This window comes from Mesorhizobium sp. M0816 (genome assembly GCF_040320005.1).
In the GTDB taxonomy this organism is placed as follows: domain Bacteria; phylum Pseudomonadota; class Alphaproteobacteria; order Rhizobiales; family Rhizobiaceae; genus Mesorhizobium.
In genome coordinates, this window is sequence record NZ_JAMYOT010000023.1 from 84,929 (window position 1) to 90,928 (window position 6,000).

The 6,000-nt window shown below is 60.1% G+C and carries 5 protein-coding genes and 2 pseudogenes; 3 read left to right on the top strand and 4 right to left on the bottom strand.

Annotated features, from left to right (window positions below):
- Positions 1-20: 20 nt before the first annotated feature.
- The 3 genes and pseudogenes from NKI17_RS27660 to NKI17_RS27670 form a co-directional block, all read right to left on the bottom strand.
- Positions 21-735: pseudogene (locus tag NKI17_RS27660) on the bottom strand (ArdC-like ssDNA-binding domain-containing protein); the annotation flags it as partial.
- Between the two features lie 741 nt (positions 736-1,476).
- Positions 1,477-1,725, bottom strand: a complete 249-nt coding sequence (locus NKI17_RS27665; RefSeq protein WP_352578178.1) for a DUF982 domain-containing protein — start codon at positions 1,723-1,725, stop codon at positions 1,477-1,479.
- A gap of 103 nt (positions 1,726-1,828) precedes the next feature.
- Positions 1,829-2,125, bottom strand: coding sequence for a DUF982 domain-containing protein (locus tag NKI17_RS27670; RefSeq protein ID WP_352578177.1), 297 nt, complete (start codon positions 2,123-2,125; stop codon positions 1,829-1,831).
- A gap of 892 nt (positions 2,126-3,017) precedes the next feature.
- On the opposite strand from NKI17_RS27670, the gene NKI17_RS27675 reads away from it, so the two are divergent.
- A complete protein-coding gene (locus tag NKI17_RS27675) occupies positions 3,018-3,602 on the top strand; it encodes a hypothetical protein (protein WP_352578176.1) in 585 nt (194 codons plus the stop codon).
- Here the strand turns inward: NKI17_RS27675 and NKI17_RS27680 are convergent.
- Positions 3,486-3,782 carry a hypothetical protein gene (locus NKI17_RS27680; RefSeq protein ID WP_352907058.1) on the bottom strand — a complete coding sequence of 99 codons (297 nt, stop codon included), beginning with the start codon at positions 3,780-3,782 and terminating at the stop codon, positions 3,486-3,488. The two genes, NKI17_RS27675 and NKI17_RS27680, sit on opposite strands and share 117 nt — an antisense overlap.
- A 1,101-nt stretch (positions 3,783-4,883) precedes the next feature.
- Between NKI17_RS27680 and NKI17_RS27685 the strand changes: the two are divergent.
- Together NKI17_RS27685 and groES are read left to right on the top strand one after the other, a co-directional pair.
- Positions 4,884-5,075: pseudogene (locus NKI17_RS27685) on the top strand (hypothetical protein).
- Positions 5,076-5,702: 627 nt separating this feature from the next.
- A complete protein-coding gene (gene groES / locus NKI17_RS27690; RefSeq protein WP_352907059.1) occupies positions 5,703-5,999 on the top strand; it encodes a co-chaperone GroES in 297 nt (98 codons plus the stop codon).
- Position 6,000: the final 1 nt, after the last annotated feature.

The following is a 6,000-nucleotide window of genomic DNA, read 5'->3' on the forward strand; positions in this document are numbered from 1 at the left end:
CCCGGCGTGTAGAAGGCGCGATTGCCGCCGATGCGAATTTCTGCGCCGCTGGGAGCGATGAACGCCTCGGCCTGCGGGATGATTTCGCGTTTGGGCAGCGGCTCAGACTGGGTGTAAAACTGCTCGGGCAGGCCCTCGCACTGCGCGACATTGAAGACGGTGAAACGCTTGAGGAAGGGCACCGCCTGCGGCTCGGTGTCTTCTTTTCTAGCGCGTTCCTTCTCGTTCTTCGGGATGAAGCGATCGGCATGAACGATAGTCGAGCCGTGCTCGCCTTTTCGACATTGCCGCAAGCGAAAGCGCCTGCCGGAAGGTGAGCCAGTTCTGGCCGGGGTGGCCGCGCTCGATCAGCGCGCCCCACAGGATCAGGATGTTGATGCCGGAACGTTGCGACCGGTGGCGGCATTCTTCGGCAAGCCAAGAGCTGATTTGGCGCTGCCCCAAGGGTTTGACCCAAGGCAGCGAGCCCCGCTCCAGATCTGCGATGATGCGGTCGGTGATCTCGCAATAAAGGCTCGCCCTTGGAGCCTCGTTCTTGTTCCCGCCCACTTCGCCACGGGCACCACGCTTGCCGGTCTGCGCATGATCTTCGTTTCCGGTCGCTAATCTCCCGCGCCTTACCCGTGAGTGGGGTGGGCGGCAGAAAGCGACTGGCTTGGCCCGCTGAACGAGGCGGGCCGCACCCGGAGGGCCGCAACGGAGTGGAGAATGTGAGCCAAGCAGGCATTGCGGCACGCCGCAGCGGGCTTAGAAAGGAGCGTCGCCCACCCCGCGAGCGGGGGCTGGCAACACAAAACAAAACCGCATCGCGAAGCGATGGCCTGAAGCAGCTATCAAATCGCCCTGACCGGCATATCGCTCAAGAGCGACTTGCAGGGCTACATTTGCTTTGAACGTTCTGGGAATGGTGCCGAGCGGTGATCATCGCGCTGACGAGGAGCTCCTGACTATGCCGTAGGATAAGTTCATCACGTCATTGAGGAAGCCGTGGTGACGCCGGCCTGATTCCGTCCACACCTTTGCGCCGGATTCGACCGTTCCCGGCTACTCCGGAGTTTCGTTCCGAGCCCCTTGCCGGCGAAAGCGGGATATGGTGCAGCTGCCATAACATAGCGACGGTATGTGATGAGTTTAGTTTGGGCCGGTGCTTTCGTTGAGAAGCCAAGCCCCGCCCGCGCTCTCCACGCCGGATCGGGCCGCAGCGCTGCGCCGGCTCCCGCTCAGCCTCCAACGAATAGAAAGTCTGCTGTCCGGCGCTCCAGGAAGTATGCGTCTCAATCCGCAAACAGGATAGGCGGCAACGCGAGCCGAGGGCGCAGCGCAGTTGGCCAGTTGGCCTATCGCTTGGGCTTGCGGGTCGCTCGCGAGCACGGCGACGACGCGCTTCAAACTCCCTTGCCGCGCTCTGATGGGTCATATCCGACGGCTGTACCAGGCAGCAAGAGGCCGAAGAGATGACCCGTGCCAGAGCTCGGTTTAATCGCCGCGCAGAATCTTTGCTTCGAGTGCGGCCACGACGAAAGCGCCTCGAGCAGCTGGCGACCGAGCCTTCCCACGCAGCACCTGCAGACACACGTCCATTGCTATCCTACTCTTCTCGGTCTGACGACCAATATCCCGCAGCAAGATAGCGGCGGCGTCATTGACGTCGAGCACGATACGCTCTGAGCCATGGCGGCCGACCTGCACAATGACTGGCCTTTCGAATCTGCTCGAGCCGGCCATCTCCCCTCCCCCTTCCCTCCTTGACAGCCAGTCTGCGGCGGCAGGCCGAATGCTAAACCGAATGTTACTCGCGCCTCGCCCCAGTCGCATCGGCGAATAGGATTTAGACTTTTGCGGTGCCCGCTTTGCAGGCAGCAATCCACTGCATCGCAGAGGTCGCATCCTCTAATATGCCAACCTGCTTTGCAAAGTCGTAAAGCGCGTTACGCGCCGCACCTACAGGCTTGTGCCCATCGTAGGCATCATGGCACGTCCTAAGGGCAGTTTCGTGGGCACGATCTCTGCGATCTGGCGGCCATTCATCGAGATGATCGATGGCTTCGGCAAGACTTGCAATCTCTTGCACGATGTAGGTGGAGCGCTTCACGAAAATGGGGCTGCTGAAAGCCTCGGCCTTCATTTGTTCCTCCCGACCTGCTGAACAGCCAGTTCACGTGAGGCAGGGGCCACATCGGCGCCCGCCGATCGTCGCACAAAGTGTTGTCGGCGCGATGACGCTTCAAGAGGGAAACGCGGGCGTGATGCCATCGGCCATTGGCCGAAGCATCTCAAGGCGCTCTCAATGGTCAAGCGGTGGCCGGTTCTCTCCGCTTCGTTCGGTATGCTCTGCATTCGAACGGCAAGTTGCAGTTCCTTTGCGGCGGGATCGACACCCCAGCCGAGGGAAGCTCGAATCCTTGCCTACCTCATTGACGAGCTCAACCCGGTCAGTGATGCAGATTGCATAGAAGAAAACTCGCCAAGTTCGCCGACACAAAACGCCTGCGGTATGCGCACGGCGCCCGCGCCTGGGAATGGATTGAACGAGCCCCTGGAATGCTACCAGGCACCCTCGGCCCGTAGTCGAAGTCACGCATGGAGAGGCGGATGCGGTAAAACGCGCACGCCGGGGTTCGCAGCGGAGATGAAGAAACCGCCTCGGTAACGAGGTAAGGCGCTTTATCCCTACTCAAGCCAGGCCAAGCGCCGGGGCTGCGGCAGCGGGTGCGTCAGGGATGCGTGCCCGAAGGGGTGAAGACGACCGCAGGCCGGCTTCAGCGAAGCCCGCAGCCCGGCCCGCAGGGAGACGCCCACCTGATCTCTTCCCGCGCCGATCCGCGAGGCATCGATAAGCCAGGCGCGGCATGCGCCCTTCTCATCCGTCGAGAACCACTGCGGTCGCGTCGACGCAGATCCCCACTGCCGCAGGTCTTGCTCGGAATTGCGATAGCGATGCCAAGAAATGGAAAGTGCCGAAGAATACGATTGTTCGCTCTTTACCAAAACTTCTGCGTGGCATTTTAATTGCATGAATGGAGATTGAAGAACGAAAATACCCAGGAGAGCTAGCCTTCCCGCTGCAGATCCACGAGCTTGCGGAAGAGTACCGCAAGGCGGCAACCCTGCTGCTTCGGCTCGGCCGGCCAGGCAAGCCGCTCACTCGAGCGCCGTTCAGATTGTCGGCAATCCATGCGATCGAACTCTATCTGACCGCGCTTTTGCTCCACCGTGGGCACAGCCCCAATCAGATCCGCAAAATGCAGCACGATCTGTCGGCGCGCACGGAACTCGCCTTGGAAGCGAGGCTGCGCCTTCGCGCGAAAACCGCCCAACATCTTCACTCCCTCAGCCAGAACCGGGAATATCTCGTGACCCGTTACGGCCCGGAGCTGGCTGCAACCGCCTCGCAGATAAACCGGCTTACCGCTACTCTGGACGAGGTGGCGGCAAAGTTAACCATATTGATCGGCTTGTCCTCAACTTTGCCGCAGCCGTCGGTCTTACGCCGAAGACCTCGCCTTGATGCGCGCGATGCTGTCGGGATCCGAGACGAAGTCATCGAGGAAGTCGCTCCACTTTTCGGCCGAGCGGCGAGCATGGGTAAGCATCTGTGTTAGCTCGTCAATGCCGTCGTCGGTGAGAGCGGTTATTGCCTTCTCCTTACCGTCATGGACACTGATCATACTGCCAGAGCTGAGATTGTCATCGTTGCTGACGATCGCCTGAAGGAGCTCGAGATCCTCCCCGATCATTTGCGAAACGTGGTCGATTGTGAAGACGTGGGTTATTGTCGCCATCAAGCGGCCTCGGCGTAGGTCACGGTGACAGGTATCCAACTCCAGGGAAGAGTTTCGTCAAGGTTGATGCGAAGTCAAAGGTGTCCAGCCGTCTTCTGCCAGTGCGCCACGGCTCTCGGGCGTCTATATAACCTCGGCATGGAAATTGCGCCGACACTCAAACGTGCTTGAACGCGCGCACCTTCGCTACCTGTGCACTTGCACAGGTTGTAGGCAGGCCTGCCGAAGGCACGGATCGAGTGTTCCTGCGCATTTGTTCATTGTTGGCACCCCGGACACTCAACCGTGTTGCTAGAACAACCCACCTGCTCCGTTCCAACAGCAGCATTGGCCACCGGAACGCTCCCCTTGCGCGCACTGAAAGGCGATGCCGGCGCTCAGGCAGTCGGAGTCAGTCATGCCGAGGCGCCATTTCCTTTTCCTCTCAAGTCGCTCGAGCCGCACGCGCTCTATTCGCTCTGGAGTCCAGTAGGTTGGGTCGCGGTTGGCTCGATCGGGGGTCCGGCGTCTTTCAATTTAGCTATAGGCTAGGAAAAGCTCCTTAGATCCCGCAGTCAGGAGTCCACCAATCGGTCGAGATGGCTGCGAACCGCGTTGCGGGCGGGATTGGGTGCTCCGACGGATCGATACCCAATACCTGCGCCATTTCTTCTTCGATGGCATATTGTCGCCCCTAGCTAAGTGGTGTGGACAAACCTGATCCACACGACCTAGCGCGATTGGAGCCAACCGGCCTGGGACCTGGCGGCCGGCCTCTGGCTCTACGCCGCAAAGATCGGGGCCGATTCCGCGCGTCTGCATCGAATGACGGAAGTCAAAGGTGGTCTCGGAACGGGGTGCTCGGCATTTATGATCCGACCGAGCGCCAGCGAGTGACCCGTCGGCGGGCTCGACGGCGGCATCATGTCAGGGGACTTCGGCCTCCAGCCGCGCGAGGAATGCCGAGACCTCGGCGTCGATGTCGATCGGTTCAGTCACCGTGGGTGACATCCTAGCTACTCCCCCGATCATCTCCGATTTAATTCAGATTTGTCTGTAGATATTGACGATTGCGCGACCTTCACCTCGTAGACGGCAATGCGGGCAGTTAGAGAGGGTCCTATGACAAGCGATTTTTCCGCCGCCCGAGTGCATTTAGATCGAGCGTATGACTACCTTTGTGGCGATGACCCGATGAGTCGAAGGGGACGCTAAGCCTTGGACCTGTTAATTGAGGCGGTTGCCGTCGAAGAGTTCAAGCAGCCACGCCAAAACGCGGAGGTGCTAAGGTTTCCGATTGGGCGCCGCTTCTGAGGCAATCTCCACGACCGCCATGTAGCCTCAGGTGAGGCGCTCACCGGACGTATGCGCCGCCACTATGAACCATGGTGAGCAAATCCTCCCAGAACGCCACGCCCCGCATGAGCCGAGGCGGGCAATAGAAAATGGGGGGCCCAAGCGCGCGTCCATGAAACAGCGCCGCAGGTAAATTCAGCAGAATGTCCATCCTGGCGCCTTCAGCGGCGATGCGCAGCCAGTTCTTGCGGTGACTATCGGGTGGCCGGAGTCCTGGCGCCCGCGCGGCGGCCACACCGTAAAGACCGAGTGGACCGTTAACGCGGGAATCCTGATGGCGCTCACCTCTCATTATATCGGTCGCGCGCAACGTTTGCGGATCATCCGCTGCACCGATCGTGCCAAATGAATAAAGCCTTCAATTACAAATGGTGAGCCGCCTCATCCATGTCCTATCTCCGACGTCGTTCACGTAAAAGGCTCGGTGCTTCCACGCTCTTTTGCTCTTCGCCCGTCCCTCTTCCGTCTTGACTAGCAGGAGCCTACGGCCTATCTCACTGCCGCGTTAGCACTCGCTTCTGGTGAGTGCTAACCACGCTCCGGCAACGGAGAACCGTTCAACATCCGCACCAGGGAAATCCAAAAATGGCAAAGTCGAATTTCCGGCCGCTGCATGACCGCGTGGTCGTTCGCCGGGTCGAGTCCGAAGCGAAGACCGCCGGCGGGATCATCATCCCCGATACGGCGAAGGAAAAGCCGCAGGAAGGCGAGATCATCGCCGTCGGTTCCGGCGCCCGTAACGAGGTCGGCAAGCTCGTCCCGCTGGACGTCAAGGCCGGCGACCGCATCCTGTTCGGCAAGTGGTCGGGCACCGAAGTCAAGCTCAACGGCGAAGACCTTCTGATCATGAAGGAAGCCGATATCATGGGCGTCATCGGCTGAC